Below are 26633 nucleotides of genomic sequence, written 5' to 3' on the forward strand. Positions count from 1 at the left end.
GTGGGGGGTGTTTGCGATCCTGATCGTGGCGATGATTCCCATCTGGCCGATCGAAGGCAACTGGCTCGGCATTCCCGGCTGGGCAATATTCGCGCTGGGGGTCAGCGTGGCCGCCAGCGGCTTCATCGCGTGGGTGGCGCTCCGCGTCTGGCGGGAGCCGGAGAATGACGAGGACCCCGCCGCATGACGGAGCTTCCCTTCGGACCCGGTGCGCTGTTCGTCGTCGCCATCTACATCCTCTCCCTGCTCGGTATCGGCTGGTACGCCTATTCGCGGCGAAAAGAAAACAGCCTCAACGATTTTTTTCTCGGCGGGCGGGAGATGGGGTTCCTCGTTCTGGTGCTCACGCTCTACGCCACGCAGTACAGCGGCAACACGCTGTTCGGGTTCAGCGGCGCCGCCTACCGCGAAGGACTGCGTTTCCTGGTGTGCGTGCACTTCATGACGGCCATCGTCATCGCCTACCTCATTTTTGCGCCGGGCCTGCACCGGCTGAGTCGGGAACACCAATTCATCACACCGGGAGATTACGTTTATCACCGCTTCGGCAGTCACGCCCTCCGCATCGCGGTGACGCTCATCATGGTGTACGTACTGTGCAACTTCACCCTGGCGCAAATGAAAACACTGGGCACGGCGTTCGCCGGCATTTCACAGGGACGCATCCCGATGTGGGTCGGCGTGGTGGGACTCGCCCTCATCATGCTGGTGTACGAATCGCTCGGCGGCATGCGCAGTGTGGCGTGGACCGACGTCATCCAGGGCGGCATCCTGATGACCGGGTTCCTCATCCTCCTGCTCCTCGCATTCGGTCAGCTGGGAAGCCTGACCGACGCCTTGAACACGCTCGCGGCCAACCCCGAAACGCGGTTTAAAGTGGCGCCACCCACCGGCGAGGGCGCGCGCACGTGGTTGAGTTTCATATTGATGGTCGGACTGGGCGCGGCCATTTATCCGCAGGCCCTGCAACGCATCTACGCCGCCAAAAATGCCGGAGCCCTCAAGCGCTCGCTCGCCGCCATGGGATTCATGCCGCTCCTCACCACGGTGATCGCGGTGGCGGTTGGCATCCTGATGGCGGCGCATTATCCGGACCTCGACCGCCTGTTTCTCGCGGAGACAGGAGAGGCGGTGGTGCCGTCGGAGACGGTGCTGGCGCTGATGTGCCGGGAGGTGATGCAGGCGTCGGCACTGGGTTACTGGCTGGTGGTGTTCATTTTCGCGGCGATCCTCGCGGCGGTCATGTCCACCGCCGACTCGGCGCTCCTCAGCATCAGTTCCATGATCACGCAGGACCTGTACGGCCAGTACGTGCATCCGGATGCAACACAGGCGCACCTGACGCGCGTCGGAAAGGTATTGACCTGGGTGCTCATGGTGCCGATCACCGGACTCGCTCTGGGTTACGAGGGCACGCTCATCCAACTGCTCAAGGTGAAGTTCGACCTCCTGTTGCAATGCGTGCCCGCGTTTTACATGGGCGTGCACACAACGCGCCTCGGGGCGCGGACGGTGATGACGGGTCTGCTGGCAGGGTCGGCTTTAGCGATGGGACTGAACTTCGCCGGAGACCTGGGCCTCGCCGACGCCAACCACCCGAAAGTGTGGGGAATCCATTCCGGCGTTTTGGGAATGACTCTCAACCTCGTCATCTGTTTTGGTTCGCTTGCGGTTTCCAAAAAGATTCAACCGTCCGGGCAATAATGATATAGTGAGCAAAACTCCATCAACCCTGCGACCTGCCATGCCGAACAACAACCCGACCCCTTCAAAATACGAAGAAAGCGGCGTCAGCCAGACCGGCGCTGAAACCGCGCTCGACCATATACTCAAACACATCCTGCCGACCCGGCAGTTCAACACCGAATTCCCGGTCAAAGCCGACATCGGTTACTTCGCCAACGTCATCGACCTGGGCAACGGAACCGGTGTGGCACTCTGCACCGACGGTGTCGGCACCAAGATGCGCGTGGCCGAGATGATGCACCAGTACGACACCATCGGCATCGACTGCGTGGCGATGAACGTCAACGACCTCATCTGCATCGGCGCCAAACCTGTCAGCATGGTGGACTACATCGCCTGCTCGCACCTGGAACCGCAGGTCTTCGATCAACTGGGCCAGGGACTGGCGGAGGGAGCGCGGCAGGCGGGCATCAGCATTTCCGGCGGCGAAATCTCCCAGATCCGCGAGATCATCTGCGGCATCGACCTCATCGGCGCGGCGCTGGGGCACATCCAGCTCGACCGCATCAACACCGGGCAGAACATCGCCGAAGGCAACCTGATCCTGGGAATGGCGTCGAGCGGGGTGCACAGCAACGGGCTCACCCTGGCCCGACGCGTGCTGCTGGGCGAAACGGAAGACGAACAGAAGGAAAACGTGCACAAATACGAGGAGTCGCTGGAGCGCACGCTGGGCGCGGAACTGCTGGAACCGACCTGTATTTACGTTCCCGCGGTGCTGGAGATGTTCGACGCCGGCCTCGACCTGCGCGCGCTGGTGCACATCACCGGCGGCGGTCTGCTGAACCTGCTCCGCGTGCAGAAAAAAGGCATCCGCTTCGTCATCGATCCCCTGCCGGACGTCCCCCCTGTATTTTCACTCATTCAACAAAGGGGGGAGATCAGCGATGCGGAGATGTACGAGGTGTTCAACATGGGAGTGGGGTTCTGCGTGATCGTCGAGCACGCCAACGACGCCGAGGCGGTGCAGAAAATCTGCAAACGCCACGGCATCTCCTGCCACGGTATCGGTTACGTGGAAACAACGGGGGACGACGGCAAGGAAGTGGTCATTCCCTCCAAAAAACTGAAAAGCGAAGGCGGCCACTTCACTCCCATGTAACCGGTCAACTGCCTTCGCGGTAGGGCGGTTGCCGGGTCGCAGCCTGCGAGGTGTCTTTTTCCCGCCACTGCGGTTTCAGGTCGCCCGCCAGCGAGTTGTCGATGTCTTTCAGCGTCGCGTCCACGCACCCACCCCACATCAGCCACGTGTCCTTCACCACCGCCTTCACCTTGTCGCCGAAGTCGAAGCGGCAGGCGTCCGGTCCGTTCGCCAGATACTTCATGGTGCCGGGATAAAAAAACAGCACCTCGACAATATTGGACGGGTCGTAGGGCGGATCGCATTGGGTACCGGACTCGGCGGCATACGCCGGCCCCGATACCAGCAGAGAAAACGCGAGCATGCCAAGGATTCGTTTCATGACCACCTCCGGTTCGAAAAACTCTTATTACTTCCAGTGTATCAAACCGGGAATCCCCGAATGTGGAAAAAACCGGATGCGTAAAGGGGATCGCTGCGGGACGGTTTCGACAAGTGGAGCGCAGGCATGACAGAGGAATTCCGGCCGGCGAAAGGCTCTTTGGTTTTGCGGATTTACACAGCCCTCAATGTGTCGGGCGTGGTTGTGCTGTTGTTCGCCGTCATGGAGCATGGCTTTGAAAACCATCACCCGCTGTTCGATGTCGGCGCCCCACTGGGACTGGCGATCCTGTTCTTCCTGATTCCCCTCGGCTGGCTCGGTGTCTGGCTGGCGAAGCGGAAAAGTGCGGCCGCGATTCCGCTTCCTCAACGCTACCTGCTGATTTCCAACCTGTTCCTGGGAGCGATGTGGATGCTGTCGTGCGTGGTGGTGGGATTTTACGCATTCATCTATCTTTCCTTTCTTCCGCAACCCTGGCTGGCTTCCGATCAGGGTCCGGACACTCCGGCGGCACAACTGGAGTTTGAAAAATATTTCGGCGTCGAACCCGGAGGCGGGGTGCGCAATCTGTATCACCTGCATTCGCCGGAAATGGCCTTGTTCCGTTTCGATCTGGAAGAGAACGCTCCGGTCCTGACCGCCCTGAAGGAGGCGAAGAAAATGGTTCCGCAAGCGGGCCCCTGTCCGATGAACCTGGCCCATCCACCAGAGTGGTGGGGCTCACCGGAAACCTCTTATTCGGGAGAATGTTTCGGAACTCCGGCCGGGAAAGACCGGGCCAATCCCATCATGCGGGTGCACCCTGATTCCGGCCGGGTGTTCTTCATGGATTTCCGGCCCTGACCCGGCCGCAACGGAATGGCACTGCGGGAATGAAACAAAGAGGAAGGAAAGAATCCTAAGCCGCTTCGACGTGGGCGACTTCCACTTTTGGAAGGCGGATGAGAAAACGCGTGCCGCGCCCGACTTCGCTTTCGACTTTCAGTTCGCCCTTGTGGCGGTCCACCACCTGGCGGCAGATGGCCAGCCCGATGCCCGACCCCTCCACCTTGTCCCTCGAATGCAGGCGTTCGAACGGCAGAAAAATCATGTCGATGTTTTCTTTGGGAATACCAATGCCATTGTCCTCGACATAGAACTGGTATTCGTCCTCGTTTTCGTACAAAACACCGATGGAAATTTTCGGCGGCAGGTTCATCCGGCGATACTTGAGCGAGTTCGAAATGAGATTGCGGAACAGCAACTGCATCTGAAACGGATCGGCATGAAGCACCGGCAGACGGTTGACCTGAATTTCCGCCTGCGTCTCCACGACGCGCACTTCCAGATCCTGCACCACTTCCCGAAGAACGCGGTTGAGGTCGGTTTCCTCCAGCATCTGGCTGCTCTGCGACACCCGGCAGAGCTTCATGAGACCGTCGATCAGGTCCTCCATGCGGGCGACCGCCTTGCGCATGCGCTGCAGGAACGAGTCGATCTCCTGCGCGATCTCGGGTTCCTGTTGTTCGATCATTTCGCTGTAGGCCACGATCTTGCGCAGGGGTTCTTTCAGGTCATGAGACGCGATCGCGGCGAAGTTTTGCAGGTCCTTGTTGTTCTGCTCCAGCTCACGGGTGCGGTCGGCCACCTTGTCTTCAAGGTGCTGCGTGTATTCGTTCAGGCGCGCGTTGGTGATGTTGAGGAGAATGCGGTCTCTCTGCATGTCTTCACGCAGACGATTGCTTTCCTTCAATTCCTTGCGCAGGTTTTCCGTGAGAGTGCCGATCAGCCACGCCGCCAGGATGAGGAACGACGCCCAGACCGTCATGTTCATGTTGAAGTCGAAACGGCTTTCGATGGTGATGGGCTGGTCCTGGTTGGCCAGAAGGAAATACCAGACCAGCAGAATGGCGAGAAACGCACCCAGCACCGCAAACCGCCGGCCGATGTAGTACCCGGCCAGCACCGCGAGCAGGTAGAACATGTCAAGGAAAGCGATCTTCGAGTAGATGAAGTAATTGATCACCACCACCCCGAGCAGGATGGCCAGGATGATCACCTCGCTGATGTTTTCCTTGATGTAGGCTTTAAATTTTTCCACCGGAACTCCTCAACCCTGTTTTCCTTTATTCAGGAAGATCTGGATGAAATGTGCGGTTCCCGAAACCCGTTCCGAATAAAGGGAACGTTCCATTTCCGGTGTGTGCCGGTTGCGCCAGCCAACCTGCAAACCATTCTATTACTTGATTTAGTTTTCCAGGAATGCAACCGGTTTCAATATAAAAAATTTTCCCACGTTCGATGTCAAAACAAAAGCCTTTTCCAGCCCGTCCGCCGCCCCGTGATTTGCAAGGCTGGGGCGCCACCTTCCCGGCGGGACCCGGTTTCGCTTACATCTGATTCAATTTTAAGGCTAAATCCCACTTTGTCAAAACAAACAGGAGGACAAAATCGGCTCAGGAAACGATTGGGGAAAATTCAGTATGAATTACCGCCGGTTTCAGTCGGCAGGCAGGAAATGCGTGATGAAGACGATGGCGACGGCCACGGGACTGACGTACTTCAGGATGAACTCCCAGTAACGCGCCCAGTGAAAAGTGGTTTCATGCCGTTCGATCTCCTTGTGCGCTTCCTTCGTGCCCCACACCCAACCGACAAAGACAGCGGTCAACATGCCCCCCAGTGGCAGCAGGAAATTGGATGACAGGTTGTCCACCACGTCGAAGAAAGTCATGCCGAAAAAGGTCACGTCCTGCATCACCCCGAAAGACAGGCCGGAGGGGATGCCGAACAGGTAGATGACCACGCCGGTCACGATCACCGCCTTCTGCCGCGGCCAGCCGCGCTGGTCAATGAAGTAGGCCGACACCGATTCCAAAAGGGAAATGGCGGAGGTGATGGCGGCGATGGTCAACAGCGCAAAGAAAATGATCGATACCAGCGTGCCGAACGGCATGCTCGAAAACACGGCGGGCAGAACGTTGAAAACGAGGCTCGGACCGCTTTCGGGCTCCAGCCCCATGGCGAACACGGCGGGAAAGATCACCATCCCCACCAGCAGCGCGATCATGGTATCGAACAGGACGACATAAAACGTGCAGGAAGTCAGGTTTTCTTTCGGCGACAGGTAGCTTCCGTAGGTGATCAGGCAGCCCATGCCGAGGCTGAGCGAAAAGAACGCCTGGCCCATCGCCAGTAAAACCGTCTGCCCTGTTATCTTGCTGAAGTCGGGATAAAGATAAAACTTCACCCCCTCTTCCGCGCCGGGCAGGGTGAGGGCGCGGATCATCAGGAGGAACAGCATGATGACGAGCGTCGGCATCAGGATGTCACAGGCACGCTCGATCCCGCCGTGCACCCCCCGGTACACGATGGCCATGCACATCGCCATGAACAGCGTGTGGTACACCATGATCTCGCCCGTATTGGCGATGAACTGGCCGAAGAACGCTCCCGCCTCCGCAGAGGACGCGAAGTGATCCACCACGTGCGTCAGCGATTTCACCACGTAGGCCAGCGTCCAGCCGCCGACCACACCGTAAAAGGAAAGGATCAGGAAGCCGGCGAGCACGCCCATGTACCCGACCAGCACCCACGGCGTGCCGGGTTTAAGCATGTTGAAAGCGCCGACCGGGTTCAGGTTGGTGCGCCTGCCGATGGTGAACTCGCACAGCATGATGGGCAGGCCGACGACCAGGATGCAGACGAGGTAAATCATCACGAACGCACCGCCGCCGTTCTCGCCGGTGATGTAGGGAAACTTCCAGATGTTGCCCAGCCCGACCGCCGAACCGGACGCGGCGAGGATGAATCCCAGCCGCGACCCCCAGAATCCGCGCTGTTTGCCTTGAGTCTCCATGGCCTTCAATTATAAAGAGTTAACGTGGTTCCGCAACAAGCCACCAAGTATATCAGCGTTCCAGAAGCCTTTTTAAAAAATTTCGGGCGCGGTCCGTTGCCGGGGCGGAGAAGAACTGCGCCGGTTCGCCCGCCTCCACCACCTCGCCGCGGTCGAGCATCACCACCCGGTCGGCCACACTGCGTGCGAAATCCATTTCGTGCGTCACGATCAGCATCGTCATCCCCTCGTCAGCGAGTTCACGCAGGACGCGCAACACCTCACCCACCATTTCCGGATCGAGCGCCGAGGTCGGCTCGTCGATCAGCACGCAGTTGGGATTCATCGCCAGCGTTCGGGCGATGGCGACGCGTTGCTGTTCGCCGCCGGAGAGGTCGCCGGGATAGCGGTGCGACAGGTTGTGCAGGTGCACCTTGCCAAGCAGGGCGCGCGCTTTTTCCTCAGCGGCCGCACGCGGAAGGCCCAGCACCTGCACCGGCGCTTCGATGAGGTTCTCCAATACCGTCATGTGCGGAAACAGGTTGAACTGCTGGAACACCATGCCGACGCGGATGCGCAGGGCACGCACGCGTTTCGGGTCCGGCGCGCGGTGGCCGTCGGTTTCGGTGCCCGCGATTTCCAGGTCATCCACGCGCACCCGGCCTGCTTCAAACGGTTCCAATGCGGCGATGCACCGCAGCAGGCAGCTCTTGCCCGCGCCGGAGGGGCCGATCACCACATGCACGCCGCCGGTCGGCACGTCCAGATCGATACCGCGCAGGAGTGTGTGGTCGCCGATGCGTTTGGTCAGGCCCTCGACGTGGATCATGCCGTCTGCAACCTCCGCTCGAGGCGGGTGGACAGCAACGACAGCGGGTACGCCATCATCAGGTACAGCAGGCCGGTGAGCAGTCCCAGTTCCAGAAAACGCATGGAGGACACGGCCAGCATGTTGTAGCTTTTCGTCAGCTCGACGATGGCGATGATGGACACGAGCGACGTGTCCTTGAACAGCGAGATGAAATCGTTGGTGACCGGCGGCAGCACCACGCGCACCGCCTGCGGCAGAAGGATGCGCCGGTAGATCATGAACGGCGTCATGCCGAGCGAAAGCGCCGCCTCCCATTGTCCTTTTGCGACCGCTTTCAATCCGCCGCGGTACACTTCCGCCTCGTACGCGGCGTAGTTCATGCCGAGTCCCACCACGGCGGCGGTGAAAGCGTCGAGCCGGATGCCGATGTTGGGCAGGCCGTAATAGAGGATGTAGAGTTGAAGCAACAGCGGCGTGCCGCGCACGATCTCGACATACGTCGCGGCCATCCCGCGCATCAAGGGTCCGCCCAGCTGACGCATGCCGGTCAGCACCAGCCCCAGCAGAACCGCCAGCGTCATGGCGAGCACGGAGATGACCACCGTCATGCCCGCGCCCTTCATCAATATCAACAGGTATTCCTGCATGGCTTGATCCTCGTTAAAGTCGAACACTCGCCTGGCTGTGTGATCTTCCTCCACCAGCGCGCGCTGGGTGTCGTTCCACAGATTCCATTTCTTATAAATCGATTGCAGGGTGCCGTCGTCGTACAGCTTACCGATGGCCGCATTGACCGCGTTCAGGAACGCGTCGTCTCCCTTTCGCACGGCGATGACGTACAGCCCCTCCCCCACCGGCGGCCCGGCGAAGCGGAATGCGGGGTCCGGCGCGGCGTAGTATTGCGCGATCGGCAGGTCCAGCAGCACCGCGTCACTGCGTCCCAGTTTCAGGTCGCGGTACGGTTCCACCTGTCCCTCATATACAAGCACGGTGACGCTCCCCATGTTTTTCAGGATGGAGTGGGCGACCGAGTTCACCAGCGTGCCCACCGTCATGCCGGACAGGTCGCTCAGCTTGTCGATGCGCGTATCGTCCGCGCGCACCACGAGTTGCTGTTCGTAGATGTAGTAGGGACGCGAGAGGTCCACGGCGCGGGCGCGTTCCTCAGTCCATTCGAGGCCGTTCATCGCCATGTGGAAGTCGCCGCGTTGCAGTGCCGGGAGGAGCGAGCTCCAGTCGTTCTGCACCATGCGCGCGGTGACGCCGAGTTCGTGCGCCAGCGCGTTGGCGAGATCGACTTCAAAACCGATGAGGCGGGAGGGGTTTTCGGGATCGGGAAAGACGTACGGCGCGCCGCCTTCGGCATCGGCGCCCCACAACAGGACGCCCTGTTCGCGCACCGTATCGAGCGTGCCGGTGGCGTGGGCCGGGACGCCCCACAGCAGGGCACAGAGAAGAACGATCCCCCACGTCTGAAAAGGGTTCATGGCGCGTCCGCAGGCGGGGGACTGGCGGCGGGTGAAACGCGTGCTATATAATTGAAGAGAATTCCAAACCGGCACACCGGTGCGGTCCGAAGCATATAAAAAGGAAGGTCGCCTTGCCCCCGAGTGATTCCATAAAAGACATTCTGAAAACCATCCCGAAAGTTCCCGGCATTTATATCATGAAAGACAAAGCCGGAGAAATCCTTTATATCGGGAAGGCCAAGTCGCTCTACCCCCGCGTGCGGTCGTACTTCACCGAGTCGCGCGACCACGCGCCGCGCACGCGCATCTTCGTGCGCAAGGTGGCGGACATCAAGTTCCTCACCACGCAGACCGAGCAGGAAGCGCTGATCCTCGAAAGCAATTTCGTCAAAAAGCACCAGCCGCGCTACAACGTGATGCTGAAGGACGACAAGCATTACCCCTACCTGCGGCTGACCACGCAGGAGACGTATCCCCGGCTGGAAGTGGTGCGGCGCGTGAAGAAAGACGGCGCGACGTACTTCGGTCCCTACACCATGGTGCGCGAGGTGCGGGAGACCATCCGCCTCATCTACAAAATCTTTCCGCTGAGGCAGAGCAGTGACGAACTCGACGGCACGCCCAAACGGCGGCCCTGCCTCAACTACCACATGAAACGCTGCCTCGCACCGTGCGCCTCTCTGGTGTCGCCGGAAGACTACGCCAGGGTGGTCAACGACGTCATCCTGTTCCTCAAGGGCCGCAACACGGAACTCATCGACAGCCTGAAAGAAAAAATGGACGCCGCATCGGAAGCGCAACGCTATGAAGAGGCGGCGGTGTTCCGCGACAAGATCGAGGCGGTCAACACGGTGCTCGACAAGCAACGCATCATCTCCACCGGCATGGAAAACCAGGACGTTCTCGCCTGCTACACGGAATCGAAAGCCACCATGGTGCAGGTGCTGATCGTTCGGAACGGCAAACTGCTCGCCGAAAAACTGTTCAAGATGAACAACCCGAGCGAGGAAGCCGACGCGGAAACCCTGGCTTCCTTCATCAAGCAGTATTACGCCGACGAAACCATCCTGCCCTCGGAAATCCTGGTGTCGCAGGAGATCGAGGACCGCGAACTCTTAGAAGACTGGCTGAGCGAAAAGCGGCAGGCGCGGGTGAAGATCGAAATTCCGCAACGCGGCAAGAAACGCTCGCTGGTGCAGATGGCGGAGGAGAACGCGCGCTTCGCCATGCGCGCCGAGATGGACAAGGGCGACGTTGCCACGCGCAGTCTGGAGGAATTGCGCGAGACGCTGGGACTCAAAAACTTTCCGAAAACGATCGAAGGCTTCGACATCTCCAACATCGGCGGCACGCACGCCGTGGGATCGATGGTCTACTTCCACAACGCCAGGGCGGAGAAAAGCAAGTACCGGCGGTTCAAGATCAAGACGGTGGAGGGCATCGACGATTACGCCATGCTGACGGAAGTGATGACGCGGCGGTACGCCCGGTTACTGGACGAAGACAAGCCGCTGCCCGACCTCATCCTGATCGACGGCGGCAAGGGTCACCTCAACACCGGTTACAAGGTGTTGCAGAGCCTGGAACTGGAGGGACGCATCGACCTGGCGTGCATCGCCAAGGGCAAGTTCCGCACGAACCTCGATACGGACGAAGTGTTCCTGGTGGGGAAGAAGGAGCCGGTGTGGTTCAAGGAGAATTCGCCGTCCAGGTTTTTACTGCAACGCGTGCGCGACGAGGCGCACCGTTTCGCCATCGACTACCACCGCAGTCTGCGCGGCAAGAACGCGCTGAAGTCGCCGCTGCAGAACATCCCCGGCATCGGCAAGAAGCGGCATCTCCTGCTGCTCAAGACCTTCGGCAGTCTGGAGAACATCAAGCACGCCTCTCTGGAAGAGCTGCAAAAACTCCCCGGCGTCACCGAACCCCTGGCGAAGAAGATCAAGGAAGTGGTGAATGCGTGAAGGCAAACACCTCAGCCACCGACGCACACAGATGAACACAGATAAAACGTCGATCCGGCCAGGCCGGAGTGCAATCGTTCCCCCTTTTCAAGGGGAGGATTGAGGAGGGGGCACGAACAACCTTTCCTTATTTCTTTTGCCTTTTAGGGAAAAGAAACACTCCTCCTCTCCCACCCCAATTATTTTTCAAAAATTTTGCATTTTTCCGGGGTAAAAATCCATACGGGAGCCTTTTCCTATACGCGAGGTTTTTTGTGCTTTTTTACAGAATTTCGAAGGCTTTTGGGGAGGAAAGAAAGAAATGATCATTTCTGGTAGACCAAAAAAAGTGGAAATAAAGACCACCAGGACGGGACAACAAATGGGAAGAGTTTTGTTTCAAACAGAAAATGAATTTTTTGACGTTACCATTTGGCCCGAACTTTGGGAAAGGAACAAAATAAACTTTAAAAAAGGGGAGGAATTAATTATTCATGGAAACAAAGAGTTTTACGAGGACCGTGCCATTTTCATCGCGGAAGATGTGACAAGACCAGAAACTCAGAGGGGCGATCGGCAATGAGACAGGAAAACGTATTCCACAACCTTGTTAAAAACGAAAACACCATGACCGAGGCGTTTTGCAACCTTTTATCTCACAAAGTATTTCGTGATGCTTTTTTAAAAAAACTGGAGCTCGGCGATTTAATAGATTCAATTCAATTCGAGGATTTTGATACCCAGAGTCGCATTGGCGATCAGGGTCAACCTGATCTTTTAATCCGAAATAATCATTTAGCGGCATTCATAGAAATAAAAACTGGCAATTCGTGCCTTACCAGCAATCAACCTACTGGTTATTTAAATTTTCTTAGCAAGTCTGAAAGCACGAAAAAATACCTTATCTTTCTAATCCCGAAGGGTTACATATATTTTAAAAGTTGGGAAGAACTAGTTGAAGCATGGGGAAAAGTAAACTCGTCAACCATTATCAATGAAACAATACGCTGGGAGGACGTCATTGAAATAATTCGTTCCCTGGAATTGGACAAACTGAATCCAATATTCAGTGATTTCCTCGCAATATTGAAATCCTGGTATTTGATCGAACCAGTTTCTTTCAGCAATCAGGAGGTAGAAACAATGTATTCCGAAAAAATACCGGAAATCTTAGAAAAATTGGAACAAACGATTAATGAAACCATAGCCATGGCTAAAAAGGAGAACATAAATACCCAGGTAGGCAAAAACAGGGAAGAATATGGCGTTACGTTTCTAAATAAAAGTGGTGCAAAATTTTTATATTTCGGAGTTTGGTATTCCTATTGGAAGAAATACAAAAAACCTCTTTATTATTTCGTCGGAGAGAATTGGGCTTCTGTAAAAAGCTTTAAGAATATATTTCCTAATGCAGATTTATTAAAAAAAATGGAAGGATATACAAGTATTCTGCCTGGCTACTTCCAAGGATTGGAAAAAAACGAATTCTCGTCTCTTGAGAATTCAACTGAAATTGCGGAAAAAGTTATCAAATTGGCTAAGGATTTAATGGATGAAAAATAGCCCCTATTTCTTCTTCGCGATCACAAGATAACGGGTGGACCAGCAGGTTTCGTCGGAGGGGTCGAGGGGATGGAGCGTCGCGGCGTCGTACACGTCGACGGGACCGCGGAACGCCTGTTCGAACCAGCCACGCACGCGCGTCACCGACGGCAGGCACCGCAGGTGGCGTCCTTCATCGGTGATCTGCAACGTGCCGTGCAGACGGCTCACGTTCAGTATCGCGCTCCTTTGGAAGATGTGCCCTTCCTGCTCGATCAATTCCGGCTGGCGGAGCGAGATGACATTGCCGCAGTTCGAGCGGATGACATGCGGATAGACGCGGATGTGATCCGGGGTGATGAAGTCGCCGACAAAGTACCCGCCGGGCCGGGTGATGTGCGCGGCCACGCGAATGGCCTGTTCCATCTCTTTCGGCCGCAGGTACTGGAACACGTTGAGCCCGTTGTAGGTGACGTCCCACGCGTTTTCTTCGTCGAGTTTCAGGATATCCCCTTCCCACGCGTTGATGCGTTCTTTCGCCACCTTCACCATCGCCGGCGACTTGTCGACGCCGTGCATGCGGTCTTTCGGCACGCGGCCGCGCCGCACCAGGTGGTTTTCCACCATGCCCGTGCCGCAGCCCAATGACAGAAACCGCCCGCCCTTGTTGAGCAGGCGGTATTTGCGGAAGGCGAACTCCAGGTAGCTTTCCATGAAGCTGTCCAGGCACGGTTCGCCGACCACCGCGTCGTACAACTCCGCGTAGGTGTCGAAGGGATCGCCGTTGTCGGCTTCCTCGCGCAGTTTCTCCTGGAGCTCCGCCACGGCCTGCACTTCCTGCCGCAGCCTCTGCCAGTAACCGAGATCGGTCATGCACCCGGTGCCGGTATCCACGTGCAGGAACAGGTCGTGCTCGAACGCGTCCCAGTGCTTCGCGTCGAACAGGTCCTCGGTGACGCGCTGGTCGCGCGTGTCCAAAAGCGGCGGCAGGGATTGCGTGTCCGACGCGGCGCGCATCCGGTCAAGGCGGTGCTTCAATTCCACCTGGTGGCGGAAGTGCGTCATGAAATCCGGCATGGGCCCGGCGATGCGCGCGTTGATGGCGGACTCCGGCAACGCGAAGAACACACCGTTGTTGGTGAGGTGAACCTGGTCGGCGTCGAGATCGAACACGCGTGCGTTGGCGGTGATGCCTCCGCGCCGCCCGACGCATCCGTACAGATGAAACGTGAGGAACTGGATGCCGGAGGTGTTGCCCATCTGGTGCACCCATTCGTGGCCGACGTGCATCACGTCGCCGGGCTTGAGGCGCGTGCGCGACTGCGTGTGCAGTTCGCCGTTGATCAGCCAGAACGAGGCGTGCTCCGCCGGACCGAACACCTTCACAGCGCCCCACTGCGCGTAACCGTGGTCGTGCAGCGCGGAGACGTCGCCGGGGTTCCAGGACATCACCATCATCTCGTAATGCCCGCCGTCGTGCACCAGCTTGCGGCCGTAGCTGTCCTTCACCGGGTGATCGAAAAAGGCCCAGGGCATCAGGTCCTGCTGGGTGATGTCCGCTTCGCGCAGAATCTGGGCGGCGCGCTGGGGGCTCCAGTGCGTTTCCTTTTCGACGGCTTCAATCAGGGATTTTAAGGATTCAGGAAAGGGCGGGGATTTCGCGTCCATCGGCGCGTCCTTATGTAATAGGATCTTTCAGGGTTCGCAGAAGTTCTTTCAGCGCTTCCGCGTCGCAGGCACCAAACAGTTTTTCCACCTGACGGGTCAGCTCTTCTTCAGTAGAAAACTTCAATTCGATTTTTACAAGATCCTGCTCGAAATTTTCCGGCAGTTTCAGCTTCGTCTTCGGGTCCAGCTGCAGCCGCTCGGCGGCCCGGCGCACCCGGCTTTGCAGTTCCGACAGGTGCGGATACCGCCGGGCATGCAGCCAGGAAAAAATCGCGTCGTACTTTTCATTCGTGGAAAGCGAGGCGTCCTCCAGCGTTTTCAGGATTGCCGCGTGCTCCAGCACCTCAGCGGGGGCAATGCCGTCGCGCGTGGCGGTCTCGTCGACCGTCTCCAAAACGGCACGCCATTTGTTGTGGCCGGGCCGCAGTTGGGCAAACAGGCGTTCCGCGGCGGCGCGGTCGGCCTCGTCCCACTTCGTCACCAACGAAAAGACGCGCAGGGGGATGTTGAGTTCGTGCAAAAGGCGCTGGAACGATTCGGCAAACACCCGCACGCCCAGCAGGTCGGCGGCGCGCTTTCTTGTTTTCGGTTCACCCAGGACGGGCAGGACCCCGGCCACCAGCTCCGCCTCGCCAACGCCCGCGGAGTGCAGGCGGTGCAGGATGCGGCCTTTTTCGATGTCGGTGTAACGGCGGTGGGCGCGGTTCTCCTGCAGGTTCCACATCAGGCGGTCGGCGCCGGGCATGGGTTCCATCAGATGAGCGGGCACCGTGTCCAGTCCCAGCACCTCCGCCGCTTCGAGGCGGCGGTGGCCGCACACCACGCAAAACCCGTCTCCATGGGGAACCAGCACCAGCGGGTGGGTGATGCCGAGGGCGCGGATCGATTCCACCAGCTCGCCGGGAACCGGGTCCATGCCGAAGGCGGTGAGCGCGTCCCGCCGGATCGCCTCCCGCGGCACCCGGTCGCTTTGCATGGTTTGTGGTTCGGTCATGACAGGCTGTCCCCTCCCGCGTTCCTTCATGCGTTCCTTTCAAGGATATAGTAAACTAATGAGAGATGCCACCTTCCCTCCATTTGCTCGGGGCGCCATGAACAGTCGCCGTCAATTCATACCGGGTCGCCGCGGACCGTTCTGGTTGTGCGTGGCGTTGCTGTGGCTCCTTGCCGCCTGCACGCCGCCCGCGCCGGAAGGCATGGTTCTGATCCCCGACGGGTACTTCAGCATGGGCACGGATGAAGTTGACGAGAAAGGCCACGCACTGTCGCTGGGACTCAACAAACCGTGGTTCGCAGACGAGTCGCCGCAACAGCGCCTGCACCTGCCCGCGTTTTACATCGACAAGTACGAGGTCACCAACCTCCAGTACTACATCTTCACGCAGGCCACCGACCACCGCACGCCCTCCGGCTGGGACGGACCCAAGTATGCCGAAGGCCGGGACCATTATCCGGTGACGCAGGTGAATTTTTACGATGCCGCCGCTTACGCCAAGTGGGCGGGCAAGCGCCTGCCGACGGAGATGGAATGGGAAAAGGCCGCGCGCGGACCGAACGTCATCGATTACCCCTGGGGCAACCAGTTCGATTTCTCCAAGGCCAATGTCAGCAAGTCCCCGCGGAGGAAACGCGGACACGGGCTGGAACCCATCGGCCAGCACCCGGAAGGGGCGAGCCCCTACGGGGTGGAGGACATGATCGGCAACGTATGGGAATGGATCTGGGATTACTACCTGCCCTATTCCGGCAACACCGCCACCAACCTGAAATTTCCGAAGGACGTGGTGGTGGTGCGCGGATTGTCCTACATGGGCGTCGGGCATTTTCCCGAGAAGGAATACAAAAAGGTGGTGGCGCTCAAGTCACGCGTGTCCTACCGCGAAAACCTGCATCCCATCCTGCGCAAACCGGACGTCGGCTTCCGCTGCGTGAAGGAAGTGCCCTCCACGTTTGAAATGCTGTTTGGTGACTGGTCCGGCGAACCCGTTTCCGCCGACACGAAAAACAAACCGTGATTTCCTTCGCGGTCATTTCCCGGTGATGCGGTACACCACGCCGAGGTAGTCGTCGGAGACCAGCAGTTCGCCCCTGGGTGAAACGATCGAGTCCACCGGCCGCCCGGCCTTGGAGCCGTCCTTCTGCAACCAGCCTTCGATGAACACCTCGTCCGACTGGATGTTGCCCTCGGCGTCCAGCTGCAGTCGCCGCACCTGGTACCCGGCGGGCACCGACCGGTTCCACGATCCGTGAAACGAGACGAACAGGCTGTTGTTGTAACGCACAGGCAAGGCGCCTTCCTTGTAAAACTCGAGGCCCAGAGGGGCCATGTGGGCAGTGAAGGTGTGCGCCGGCGGTTCGGTCAACTTGCAGTCGTACTGGTCGCCGAAATCCGGGTCGGACACGCGGTCCTCATAGCAGTACGGCCAGCCGTAGTGTTTCCCCAGGCGGATGATATTGAGTTCCTCCCGCGGGTGGTCGTCGCCCAGCCAGTCACGGCCGTTGTTGACGCCCCACAACTCGCCACTGTAAGGAGAGAACTCGATACCGACGGAATTCCTCAGGCCGCGCGCGAACACTTCTTCGTTTTTGCCATCCACGTCGAAACGGATGATGGCCGAACGCCACGGGTGCTCCTCGATGCACACGTTGCAGGACGAGCCGACCGACAAGTAGAGTTTGCCGTCCTGGAACTTGATGGTGCGGGTGGAGTGGCCGCCGGTGGGGATGCCGGTGACGATCACTTCCGGCTTGCCGAAAGTGAAGGGTTTGGCGGTGCGCTTCAACCGCACAACCCGGTGTTGTTCCGCAATATAGAGGTAGTATCCCGAATCCAACTGCAGAAAGGCCAGGCCGTGGGGTCCGTTCCCGCCCTTCATGATCGACACCGCCCGGTCCGCCTTGCCGTCCCCATCCGCATCCGGCAGGGCCACCACCTTGCCCGCCTTGGTCTGCGACAGAAACAGCACTCCCTGGTCATCGTAGGCCATGTGGCGCGCCTTCGGGGCCTCGGCAAAGATGGTGATTTGCAGGTCCTTCGGGTATTTCAGTTGATTTTCAAGGAGATTGCCGTAGTCCCGGTCCTTGGCCCAGCCACACCCCTCGAGCAAAAGCCAGAGCAGGCCCAGGCAGACAATCCCGAAAGTTTTGGATCGCGTAACGGGTTTTGGCATAAGCAGTTAGCCCCTTCTGAAAAAGAGTTGGACCATGTCCGCACCTTGTTCCCCTCCAGCGTATCATATATAGTATGGACTTCACCGATTACATCGACACACCACGCAAAATATTGCAAACCCATTGATTACGGGAGCTTATGAAGTTTGAAGACGCTTTAAAAGAGCACGTTCTGGTTCTCGATGGTGCCATGGGCACCATGGTGCAGAACCTGGACGTCACCGACGAGACCTTTGGCGGGTCGCTGTTCCGCATGCTGACCGACCTGTTGACCTTTTCCCGGCCGGAGTGGCTGGAAGACATACACTTCAAATACCTCGATGCAGGCGCGAACCTGATCGAGACCAACACCTTCGGCGCGTCGCCCCTGCGGCTCAAGGAATTCGACTGGGCGAAAATCAAGCAGGATGTCATGCAGGCGACCCCCGCCGGGCTGGATCTGAAGCAAGGCGACCTGGAAGCCATCGCCTACCACCTGAACGTGGAAGGTTGCAGGATCGCCCGGAAGGCCATCGAGCGCTACAAGGCCTCCGAGGGCTACGACGGGCGGCCGCTGTTCGTGGCCGGGTCCATCGGCCCGTCCAATTACGTCGTCTCCAGCACCGACGCCAACCTGGCCAAGGCCACCTTCGACATGATCGTGGACAACAACCGCATCCAGGTGGAAGGCATGGTCGACGGCGGCGCGGACGTCATCCTGTTCGAGACCCAGCAGGACATCCTGGAGACCAAGGCGTCGGTCATCGGCGCCCAACGCGCCTTCCAGAACAAGGGCAAGACCCTGCCCATCATCGCCCAGGTCACGGTGGACGGGTTTTCCAAGATGCAGATCTTCAACACCGACATCCACGCGGCCTACACCGCGCTGGCGGGCATGGGCGTCACCGTGTTCGGCATGAACTGCAACGTCGGCCCGGAAGACCTGGTGGACACGGTCAAACGCATCACGCATCAGAGCGCCCTGCCGGTGTCCGTCGTGCCCAACGCCGGCCAGCCGTTCTCCGAGGACGGCGTCACCGTGTACAAGCTGGAACCGGAGGCCATGGCCGAGATCATGAAGCCCTTTGTCTATGAATATGGGGTCAACATCGTGGGCGGTTGTTGCGGCACCAACCCGGAACACATCCGCGCCCTGCGCAAAATGGTGGACAACGCCAAACCGGTTGAACGCGAGATCGACCGCCGGACCTACATCTCCGGCCCGCAGGAAGCAGTGCTCCTGGACGGCACCGAAAGCCTGGTGCGCTTCGGCGAACGCCTCAACGCGCGCGGCAGCAAAAAGGTGCGCGAAGCCGTTGAGAACGGCGAAGGCGTGCGCATGGAGGAGCTGGAAGACGTGGTGCGCGAGCAGCTGGACGACCTCGGCATCGACATCATCGACGTGTGCATGGATTCCAACATCGTCGAGACCGAAACCGTTCTGCCCGAGGTCATTCACAAGCTGACCACCGACTTCAAGGGAGCGATGGTGATCGACTCGTTCTCCGTCGAGGCGCTGGAAGCGGGACTGAAAACCTATCCCGGACGCCCCATCATCAATTCCATTTCGCTGGAGGAGTATGCGCCGGGGGTTTCCAAACTGGACGCGGTGCTGAAAGTGACGGCGGAACATCACCCGATCTACATCGCGCTGGTCAACGGCGAGTCGGGACCGGCCATCACCGCCGACGAGAAGTACGACCTGGCGGCAGAGATCGTCAAGCAGTGCGGCGAGAAGTACGGCGTCACGCCGGACCAGATCCTGATCGACATCAACGCCTATCCCATCGGCAGTGAGTCGCAGGAAGGCATGAACTTTTCGCTGGAAGCGCTGGAGAGCCTGCCGCGCATCAAAGCCATCCATCCGGACCTGCGCACCTCCATCGGTGTCGGCAACCTGACGGCGGGCCTGGCGAAGAAACCGTACATGCGCAAGGTGCTGACCAGCGTGTTCCTCGACGAGGGACGGAAACGCGGACTCGACTGTGCCATCCTCAATCCCAACCACTACGTGCCGGTGGAAAGCCTGCCGCCGGAAGATGCGGAACTGGGGCGCAAGGTGGTGCTGGAGCGCGACATGGAGGCATTCGAGAAACTCGAGGAGATCGCCGAGCAGAAAAAATCAGGCACGGTCAAAAAGAAATCCAACTACGCCGACCTGTCGCTGGAAGACAGCATCTGCCAGAAAATCTTCGACGGCTACAAAGACAAGGAAAAAGGCAACGTCGAGGTGCAGGGATTCAAGTACGAGTACACCGACCGCATCGTGCTCGAAGCGGTCCAGACCATCGACAAGCACGAACCGCTGGTGTTCATCAGCGATTACCTGATGAAAACCATGCGCGAACTCGGGGACGGGTTCGGGCGGGGCGAGATCAGCCTGCCTCACCTGCTCAAAAGCGCCGACGTCATGCGCAGTGTCATGGGCTTCCTCGAAGCGTGGATGCGGCACACCAGCGGCGTCGAGCCGGGGGACGCCATCAACTACAAGGGCACTGTGGTCATCGGCACCGTTTATCAGGACGTGCACAGCATCGGCAAGGACCTCGCCAAGACCCTGCTCGAGAACTACGGCTACCGCGCCATCGATCTCGGCGTGCAGGTCCCGCTGGAGAACTTCGTCGAGACGGCACGCAAGGAGAAAGCCGACGCCATCGGCATGAGTGCGCTGTTGGTTCAGACGTCGAACCACATGATCACCGTTGCCAAAATGCTGAAGGAGCAGAATTACGAGATCCCCATCCTCATCGGCGGCGCGCCGGTCAACCACCGGCACGCGGGTTACGTGGCCATGCACGGGCAGGAGGAGCTGGAGGACATCCTGTCCACGGTGTTCTACTGCGAAAGCGGCATGGACGGCGTCAACACCATGAACAAGCTGGTGGAGAAGGAAAAAGACCTGCTTCAAACCTTCATGCAGGAAAACCGGGAGAAACTCATCCGCCAGTACAAGAAGGCCAAGGGCATGGAGGAAGACCGGGCGAACCTGCTGAAGTCGCTCGACCGCAGGAAGGTCGATTTCAAAAAATACCAGCCGGTGAAAGACGGCTACGGCATCCAGAAAGTCGAGTTCAAGCTCAAGAAGCTGGCGGACGTCATCGATTCCAAGAGCCTGTTCTCGCTCAACTGGAAATACGGCAAGCAGTCGTCGTGGTCGAAGAAGGGCGTGACGATTGAAAACCTCAAGCGGCTGCAGCAGGAATGGATCGACAAGGCCGACGCCAACCAGTGGATCATCCCGCGCGCGCGGTTTGCCCTGCTCCCCGCACAGAGCGAGGGAGACGAACTGATCATCTACGATCCGGAGAACCAGGAGCGCGAGCTGGGACGCATCACCTGGACCGTCAACATCGGCAAGGCCAGAAACGGCAAGCGCGACAAATTTTCTGTCGCCCAGTACTTTCATTCCAGGGATTCCGGTGTTATGGACGTAGTGGGCCTGCAGATCACCACCGCCGGATCGACGCTGGAGAAGGCGATCAACACCTTCAAGGCTGAAAACGACTCCGAGTCGGCGTTGTATTTGCAGGGGTTGGGCGACCGCATCGCCGAGGACTTCGCCGAATACGTGCACGGCCTGTTGCGCCAGCGCACCGGCACCAGGGACAAGGGGGGCGAGCGCTACAGCCCCGGCTACCCGGCGCTGGAGGATTTGATCAACAACAAGCGCATTTACGAGATTCTCGGATGCGAGGACCTGGGTATCAAGCTGACCGATGCCAACGAGTTCGATCCGCCCAGCACAACAGCCGCAGTGGTGTGTTTCCACCCCGATGCGGGTTATTTTTAACCCACCCCGAAGGGCTCCGCAGGACGGTGTCCGGGACGGCGGGACCATAAAAAATAGTCATTTTTGGCATTTTTTATCGGAAGCAAAATGGATCGCGCCCAAATCGCCACATTTACGGAAAAATCTTATAATTGCCCGTAATAAAAGAAGTTGGCGGAACATGCGCGGGGAAAATAATCCTTGTATTATGGCGTTGGTTTGCTAAAATGCTTAATAGAATTACCAGCAGAACCTCACAACTCCTTTTGGATCGTAGGTTTCTGGGTGATTTCACCGCAGACCCGTTTTTCATTCTCTTTTGGAAAGAACCAATATGTTTAAGCGATTCACAGAAAGAGCCAGACGAGTCATCATCTTAGCGCGCGAAGAAGCTGAGTTGTACCGACATGAATATTTGGGTACGGAGCACATTCTTCAGGGCGTGATCAAGGACGGAGGCGGCATTGCTGTGGCGCTTCTTCAGAAATCCGGCGTCGATCTCAGCCAGATCAAGCAGGAGTTGGAGAAGAACCTTCCTCGCAGTTCCAATTCCCTTGTCATCGGCGACATCCCGTTCACATCGCGGGCCAAGAAGGTTCTGGAGTTCGCCGTCGAGGAAGCCCGTTCCCTGAACCACAATTACATTGGTACCGAGCACCTGTTGCTGGGTTTGTTGAAAGAAAAAGAAGGCGTGGCCTGCCGCGTGCTGAACAGTTTCGGCATGTACTTCGACGACGTGAAGGAAAAACTGGTGGAGATGTTCAAGGAACCCGCCGAATCCTCGCGCGAAGCCGGCAAGACGCCGACACTGGATGAATTCAGCCGCGATCTCACGCAGATGGCGCTGGCTGGCAAGCTGGATCCCATCATCGGCCGCTCCAAGGAAATCGAGCGGGTGATCCAGATTCTCAGCCGCCGCACCAAGAACAATCCCGTGCTCATCGGCGAGCCGGGCGTCGGCAAGACGGCCATCGTCGAAGGGCTGGCGCAGTTGATCGTGGAACGCGAAGTTCCCGATTCGTTGTTCGACAAGCGCGTGGTGTCTCTCGACCTGGGTTCCCTGATCGCCGGCACCAAGTACCGCGGTCAGTTCGAAGCCCGGCTGAAGGGCATCATGAAAGAGATCACGCAGAACGACAACATCATCCTGTTCATCGACGAGTTGCACACCCTGGTGGGCGCCGGTGCCGCGGAAGGTTCCGTGGACGCGTCCAACATGCTGAAACCGGCGCTGTCGCGCGGTGAGATTCAGTGCGTGGGTGCCACCACTCTCGAGGAATACCGCAAATACATTGAAAAGAACGGTGCTCTGGAACGCCGCTTCCAGCCGATCATCGTCAACCCGCCGTCGGTGGAGGAAACCATCGAGATCATCCGCGGCCTCAAGGTGCCTTACGAAGTGCACCACAAGGCCAAGATCACCGACGACGCCATCATCACCGCCGTGCGGTTCTCGGACCGGTACATCAACGACCGGTTCCTGCCCGACAAGGCCATCGACGTGATCGACGAGGCGGGTTCGCGCGTGCGCCTGCGCAAGGCCACGCAGTCTCCGGAAATGCGCCAGATCCAGCGCGAGATCGATACCCTGGTGCGCGAAAAGAAAGTGCGCATCGAAAACCAGGAGTTCGAGAAAGCCGTGGACCTGCGCGACAAGGAAGAAGAACTGCGCACCAAGCTGGAACAGGCCCGCAACAGCTGGGAGCAGGAAAACCAGCTGCAGGAGCCGAGCATCACCGAGGAAGACATCGCCGCGGTGGTTTCCAGCATGACCGGCATTCCGCTCAACCGCATCGAGGAAAAGGAGTCCACCCGCCTGCTCAACATGGCGGAGGAACTGGGCAACAAGATCGTCGGCCAGAAGGAAGCCGTCGAGGCCATCACCAAGGCCATCCGCCGCTCGCGGTCCGGCCTCAAGGACATGCGCCGCCCGATCGGCACCTTCCTGTTCCTCGGTCCGACGGGTGTCGGCAAAACGGAGCTGGCGGGCGCATTGGCCGAGTTCCTGTTCGGTCAGCGCGACGCGCTCATCCGCCTCGACATGTCCGAGTACATGGAGAAGTTCAACGTCTCCCGCCTCACCGGAGCGCCTCCCGGCTACGTGGGATACGAAGAAGGCGGCCAGCTGACCGAGAAGGTCCGCCGGAAGCCCTACTCCGTGGTGCTGTTCGACGAAATCGAAAAGGCCAACCCGGATGTCTTCCACCTGCTGTTGCAGATCATGGACGACGGCCGGCTGACCGACAGCTATGGACGCAACGTCGATTTCAAGAACACCGTGATCATCCTCACCTCCAACATCAGTTCCAAGATGCTGGACAAGGGATCCCTCGGGTTCCACAAGGATGACGTGGACATGAGTTTCGACAAAATGGAGAAGGACCTGAAACAGGACCTGCGCAAAACGTTCAACCCGGAATTCATCAACCGCCTGAACGACGTCATCGTGTTCCGGCCGTTGACCCTGGAGGACGTCACGCAGATCCTCGACATCCAGATCGGTCAGTTGAACGAACAGTTGATCCAGCAGGGACTCACCATCGACATGACCGAGGACGCCAAGAAATGGCTGGCCGAAAAAGGCTACGACCGCAACTTCGGCGCCCGGCCGTTGAAGCGCGCCATCCAGAAATACCTGGAAGACGTGCTGTCCGACGAAATGCTGAAAGGCCGCTTCAAATCGGGCGGCGTGGTGGAAATCACTCTCGGAGACGACGAACTCGTCTTCACCGAAAAAACCGGGGCGCTCAACACCGTCTAACGGTGTTGGGTGCCGTTACCCGGCACCCGGATTTCCCAACCCTTGTTTTTGATAGACAAAGTATTAAGCTTTATGGTTATTTATGCCGTAAAGCTTAATACTTTTTTTTGCCCGAAAAACCCACTCCCTGCAAGACATTGGACGGATGCCGAATTGAACACACCCGGTCAGGTCCACCGGCACGGATTTGCCGGATTGCGCTCGTTTATCTCTGCCTGCTGCTGACCGCCCTTTTTGCCGCTCCCCTACACGCCCAGTTCGAGGACTCACCCACCGTAAGCGGCCTGGAAATCCGGGGCAACCAGCGCGTGGATTCCTCCACCATTCTTTACTACATCAAAACCGAAGTCGGCAAACCGCTGTCCCGGCCCCTCGTCGGACGCGACATCGAACAGATCTACAGCCTCGGCCAGTTCTCCGATATCCGCGTGGAAACCGAACCGATGGGGGACGGTGTGAAGGTCATCTACATTGTCGAGGAGATTCCCTCCATCGGCGACGTCACGTTCCGCGGCAACTCCAACATCAAAACCGAGGACCTGCGACCGCTCATCGCTCTCAAGCGCGGAGCCACCTTCCGCGACCATCTCATCCAGGACAGCATCACCAAACTCACTCAGCACTATAAGGAGAAAGCTTATTTCCTTGCCAAAATCGACATCCAGCACAAGGTGAACGAGTTCGGTCTCGTTAATGTGGTCATTCAAATCCAGGAAGGCGAGAAGGTGAAGATCGAGGAGATCCGTTTTCACGGCAACAAGGCGTTCGACGGCGACGACCTCGAAGACCATATGGAAACCAAATCCGAAACCTGGCTGTCGTGGTTCGATGAATCCGGAATTTATAAAAAAGACACCCTCCGTATCGACGTATTGCGGCTGGAATCCTTTTACCACGACAATGGCTATCTGAAGGTCCGCATCGAAGATCCCACCATCGAGATCAACCGGGAAGAAAAAGAAATCTACGTGGACATCCGCATCCAGGAGGGAGAGCAGTACCGGCTGGGAGGCATCTCCGTGGAAGGGGACGAAACGTACACCCGCGAGGAGTTGCTTAAAGTCGTGGAGTCCAAAAAGGGCGAAATCTACAACGCCACGAAAATGAGGGAGGACGCGCTGCGCGTTTCGGAGCTGTATTCGGAGAAAGGCTACGCCTACGCCGACGCCCTGCCCCGAACCAGGCTGGACGACGAAAACAAAACCGTCGATGTCGAAATCGGAGTCACGCCTGGCCGCAAGGTCTATGTGGGCAAAGTGGATATTTACGGCAACACACGCACGCAAGACAACGTCATCCGCCGGGAATTTCGCCTGAAAGAGGGCGAGCTGTTCAACAGCAAGAAACTCAAACGCAGCAAGCAGCGCATCAACAACCTCGGCTTTTTTGAAAACGTGAAGATCGACACCCACCGTGGCGACAGCCCGGAACTGGTGGACCTCACCACCACCGTCACCGAACGCCCCACGGGAGCCGTGACCTTCGGCGCCGGGTTCAGTTCGGTTGAAAAGGTCGTGTTCAACGCCTCCATCTCGCAGAACAACCTGTTCGGCACCGGTCGCAGTCTGAACCTGTCGACCGATCTTTCGGCACGCCGCACCAATTTCAATTTCAATTTCACCGATCCGCGGGTGTTCGACAGCGACATCTCTTTCGGGGTCGACCTGTTCAACCGCAGGTCCAATTTCTTCAGTTTCGATTCCCGTTCCACGGGTGGCGGCCTCCGCCTGGGTAAAAACCTTTCGGAAACGGACTGGCTGGGCATTGGCTACCGTTTTGAGAAAGTGAAGGTTTCGGACGTGGAACCCGCAAACCAGACGGTGTTCCTGAGAAACGGAACACGCACCACCAGCCGCATCGGTCCCACCTTCATCCGCGACACCCGGGACGACTTTTTAAACCCTACACAGGGCACGAGGCATGTGGTACGATTTGAGTTCGCCGGCAGCTTTCTGGGCGGCGCGGACTTCTACAAGACCAGCTACGAAGGAACCTACTACACCCCGCTGATCGGCGAACTGGTGTTAGCCCTGCACGGGGAAGTCCAGTTTGCCGAGGATTACGGCGGTGAGGGCTTGCCGATTTTCGAACATTATTTCATGGGTGGGTCCAATTCCCTGCGCGGGTTCACCATCCGGCAGGTCGGTCCCAAGGACCGCAACGGCGATCCGCTGGGGGGCGATCAGTCCCTGCTGATCAACGTCGAGTTGCAGTACCCGATCACCCGGGAATTTCGAATCTTCGGTTTTTACGACAGGGGCAACGTGTACGGAACCGGTTTCGATGTCTCGACCACATCGCGAACCATGGACCCGTTCGACATGCGGCAAAGTGTCGGTGGCGGCGTTCGGTTTCTCAGTCCCTTCGGTCCCATATCCCTGGCTTACGGCATAAAACTCGATGCCGTGCCGGGCGACAGCAACGCCGAATTCCACTTCTCCGCGGGAAATGCTTTTTAACGTTAACGACGTTTCACAAGAGAGGTTTTCATGAA

General features: G+C 58.3%; 19 protein-coding genes. 11 read left to right on the top strand and 8 right to left on the bottom strand.

Annotated features, from left to right (window positions below; translation table 11 throughout):
* Nucleotides 1-7: 7 nt before the first annotated feature.
* The 3 genes from ACTRW9_RS09700 to purM are packed head-to-tail and all read left to right on the top strand — an operon-like array spanning nucleotide 8 to nucleotide 2848.
* Entirely contained in the window at nucleotides 8-187 is a 180-nt protein-coding gene (locus tag ACTRW9_RS09700; RefSeq protein WP_442429171.1) for a hypothetical protein, read from the top strand.
* The gene (locus ACTRW9_RS09705; RefSeq protein WP_442429172.1) at nucleotides 184-1704 is read left to right on the top strand and encodes a sodium:solute symporter family protein; all 1521 of its coding nucleotides are present in this window, start codon (nucleotides 184-186) and stop codon (nucleotides 1702-1704) included. The genes ACTRW9_RS09700 and ACTRW9_RS09705 overlap by 4 nt, the downstream gene beginning before the upstream one ends.
* A 40-nt stretch (nucleotides 1705-1744) precedes the next feature.
* Nucleotides 1745-2848, top strand: a complete 1104-nt coding sequence (gene purM / locus ACTRW9_RS09710; protein WP_442426037.1) for a phosphoribosylformylglycinamidine cyclo-ligase — start codon at nucleotides 1745-1747, stop codon at nucleotides 2846-2848.
* Between the two features lie 4 nt (nucleotides 2849-2852).
* Here purM and ACTRW9_RS09715 read toward each other — a convergent pair whose 3' ends face one another.
* Nucleotides 2853-3209, bottom strand: coding sequence for a hypothetical protein (locus ACTRW9_RS09715; RefSeq protein ID WP_442429173.1), 357 nt, complete (start codon nucleotides 3207-3209; stop codon nucleotides 2853-2855).
* Between the two features lie 126 nt (nucleotides 3210-3335).
* Between ACTRW9_RS09715 and ACTRW9_RS09720 the strand changes: the two genes are divergently transcribed.
* Nucleotides 3336-4052, top strand: a complete 717-nt coding sequence (locus ACTRW9_RS09720; protein WP_442429174.1) for a hypothetical protein — start codon at nucleotides 3336-3338, stop codon at nucleotides 4050-4052.
* Between the two features lie 55 nt (nucleotides 4053-4107).
* Here the strand turns inward: ACTRW9_RS09720 and ACTRW9_RS09725 are convergent, their stop codons facing one another.
* The 4 genes from ACTRW9_RS09725 to ACTRW9_RS09740 all read right to left on the bottom strand — a co-directional run bounded on the left by ACTRW9_RS09725 (nucleotide 4108) and on the right by ACTRW9_RS09740 (nucleotide 9324).
* Entirely contained in the window at nucleotides 4108-5289 is a 1182-nt protein-coding gene (locus ACTRW9_RS09725) for a sensor histidine kinase (RefSeq protein WP_442426040.1), read from the bottom strand.
* A gap of 399 nt (nucleotides 5290-5688) precedes the next feature.
* On the bottom strand, nucleotides 5689-7047 hold the full coding sequence (locus tag ACTRW9_RS09730; protein ID WP_442426041.1) for a sodium-dependent transporter: 1359 nt from the start codon (nucleotides 7045-7047) through the stop codon (nucleotides 5689-5691).
* Between the two features lie 52 nt (nucleotides 7048-7099).
* Entirely contained in the window at nucleotides 7100-7855 is a 756-nt protein-coding gene (locus ACTRW9_RS09735) for an amino acid ABC transporter ATP-binding protein (RefSeq protein WP_442429175.1), read from the bottom strand.
* Nucleotides 7852-9324: an ABC transporter substrate-binding protein/permease gene (locus tag ACTRW9_RS09740; protein WP_442429176.1), complete on the bottom strand. Its 1473-nt coding sequence runs from the start codon at nucleotides 9322-9324 to the stop codon at nucleotides 7852-7854. The genes ACTRW9_RS09735 and ACTRW9_RS09740 overlap by 4 nt, the downstream gene beginning before the upstream one ends.
* A gap of 113 nt (nucleotides 9325-9437) precedes the next feature.
* Here ACTRW9_RS09740 and uvrC point away from each other — a divergent pair, with 113 nt between their 5' ends.
* The 3 genes from uvrC (at nucleotide 9438) to ACTRW9_RS09755 (ending at nucleotide 12812) form a co-directional block, all read left to right on the top strand.
* Nucleotides 9438-11270 (top strand): excinuclease ABC subunit UvrC, encoded by a 1833-nt coding sequence (gene uvrC, locus ACTRW9_RS09745; RefSeq protein WP_442429177.1) that lies wholly within the window; start codon nucleotides 9438-9440, stop codon nucleotides 11268-11270.
* 301 nt (nucleotides 11271-11571) lie between these two features.
* A complete protein-coding gene (locus tag ACTRW9_RS09750) occupies nucleotides 11572-11832 on the top strand; it encodes a hypothetical protein (RefSeq protein WP_442429178.1) in 261 nt (86 codons plus the stop codon).
* Entirely contained in the window at nucleotides 11829-12812 is a 984-nt protein-coding gene (locus tag ACTRW9_RS09755; protein ID WP_442429179.1) for a hypothetical protein, read from the top strand. The genes ACTRW9_RS09750 and ACTRW9_RS09755 overlap by 4 nt, the downstream gene beginning before the upstream one ends.
* 3 nt (nucleotides 12813-12815) lie before the next feature.
* Here ACTRW9_RS09755 and ACTRW9_RS09760 read toward each other — a convergent pair whose 3' ends face one another.
* Together ACTRW9_RS09760 and ACTRW9_RS09765 are read right to left on the bottom strand one after the other, a co-directional pair.
* Nucleotides 12816-14459, bottom strand: a complete 1644-nt coding sequence (locus ACTRW9_RS09760) for a methyltransferase domain-containing protein (protein ID WP_442426046.1) — start codon at nucleotides 14457-14459, stop codon at nucleotides 12816-12818.
* Nucleotides 14460-14469: 10 nt separating this feature from the next.
* A complete protein-coding gene (locus tag ACTRW9_RS09765; protein ID WP_442429180.1) occupies nucleotides 14470-15453 on the bottom strand; it encodes a ParB/RepB/Spo0J family partition protein in 984 nt (327 codons plus the stop codon).
* 97 nt (nucleotides 15454-15550) lie between these two features.
* Here ACTRW9_RS09765 and ACTRW9_RS09770 point away from each other — a divergent pair, with 97 nt between their 5' ends.
* On the top strand, nucleotides 15551-16474 hold the full coding sequence (locus tag ACTRW9_RS09770; RefSeq protein WP_442429181.1) for a formylglycine-generating enzyme family protein: 924 nt from the start codon (nucleotides 15551-15553) through the stop codon (nucleotides 16472-16474).
* A 12-nt stretch (nucleotides 16475-16486) separates the two neighbouring features.
* Here ACTRW9_RS09770 and ACTRW9_RS09775 read toward each other — a convergent pair whose 3' ends face one another.
* Nucleotides 16487-17629 carry a PQQ-dependent sugar dehydrogenase gene (locus ACTRW9_RS09775; protein ID WP_442429182.1) on the bottom strand — a complete coding sequence of 381 codons (1143 nt, stop codon included), beginning with the start codon at nucleotides 17627-17629 and terminating at the stop codon, nucleotides 16487-16489.
* A 140-nt stretch (nucleotides 17630-17769) separates the two neighbouring features.
* Between ACTRW9_RS09775 and ACTRW9_RS09780 the strand changes: the two genes are divergently transcribed.
* The 3 genes from ACTRW9_RS09780 to bamA all read left to right on the top strand — a co-directional run bounded on the left by ACTRW9_RS09780 (nucleotide 17770) and on the right by bamA (nucleotide 26598).
* Nucleotides 17770-21399 (top strand): homocysteine S-methyltransferase family protein, encoded by a 3630-nt coding sequence (locus ACTRW9_RS09780; protein WP_442429183.1) that lies wholly within the window; start codon nucleotides 17770-17772, stop codon nucleotides 21397-21399.
* A 313-nt stretch (nucleotides 21400-21712) separates the two neighbouring features.
* Nucleotides 21713-24139, top strand: a complete 2427-nt coding sequence (locus ACTRW9_RS09785; protein WP_442426051.1) for an ATP-dependent Clp protease ATP-binding subunit — start codon at nucleotides 21713-21715, stop codon at nucleotides 24137-24139.
* A gap of 107 nt (nucleotides 24140-24246) precedes the next feature.
* Nucleotides 24247-26598 carry an outer membrane protein assembly factor BamA gene (gene bamA / locus ACTRW9_RS09790; RefSeq protein ID WP_442426052.1) on the top strand — a complete coding sequence of 784 codons (2352 nt, stop codon included), beginning with the start codon at nucleotides 24247-24249 and terminating at the stop codon, nucleotides 26596-26598.
* The last annotated feature ends 35 nt before the right edge of the window (nucleotides 26599-26633 follow it).

It is taken from the genome of Nitrospina sp. 32_T5, assembly GCF_052156635.1.
Taxonomy (GTDB): Bacteria; Nitrospinota; Nitrospinia; order Nitrospinales; family Nitrospinaceae; genus Nitrospina.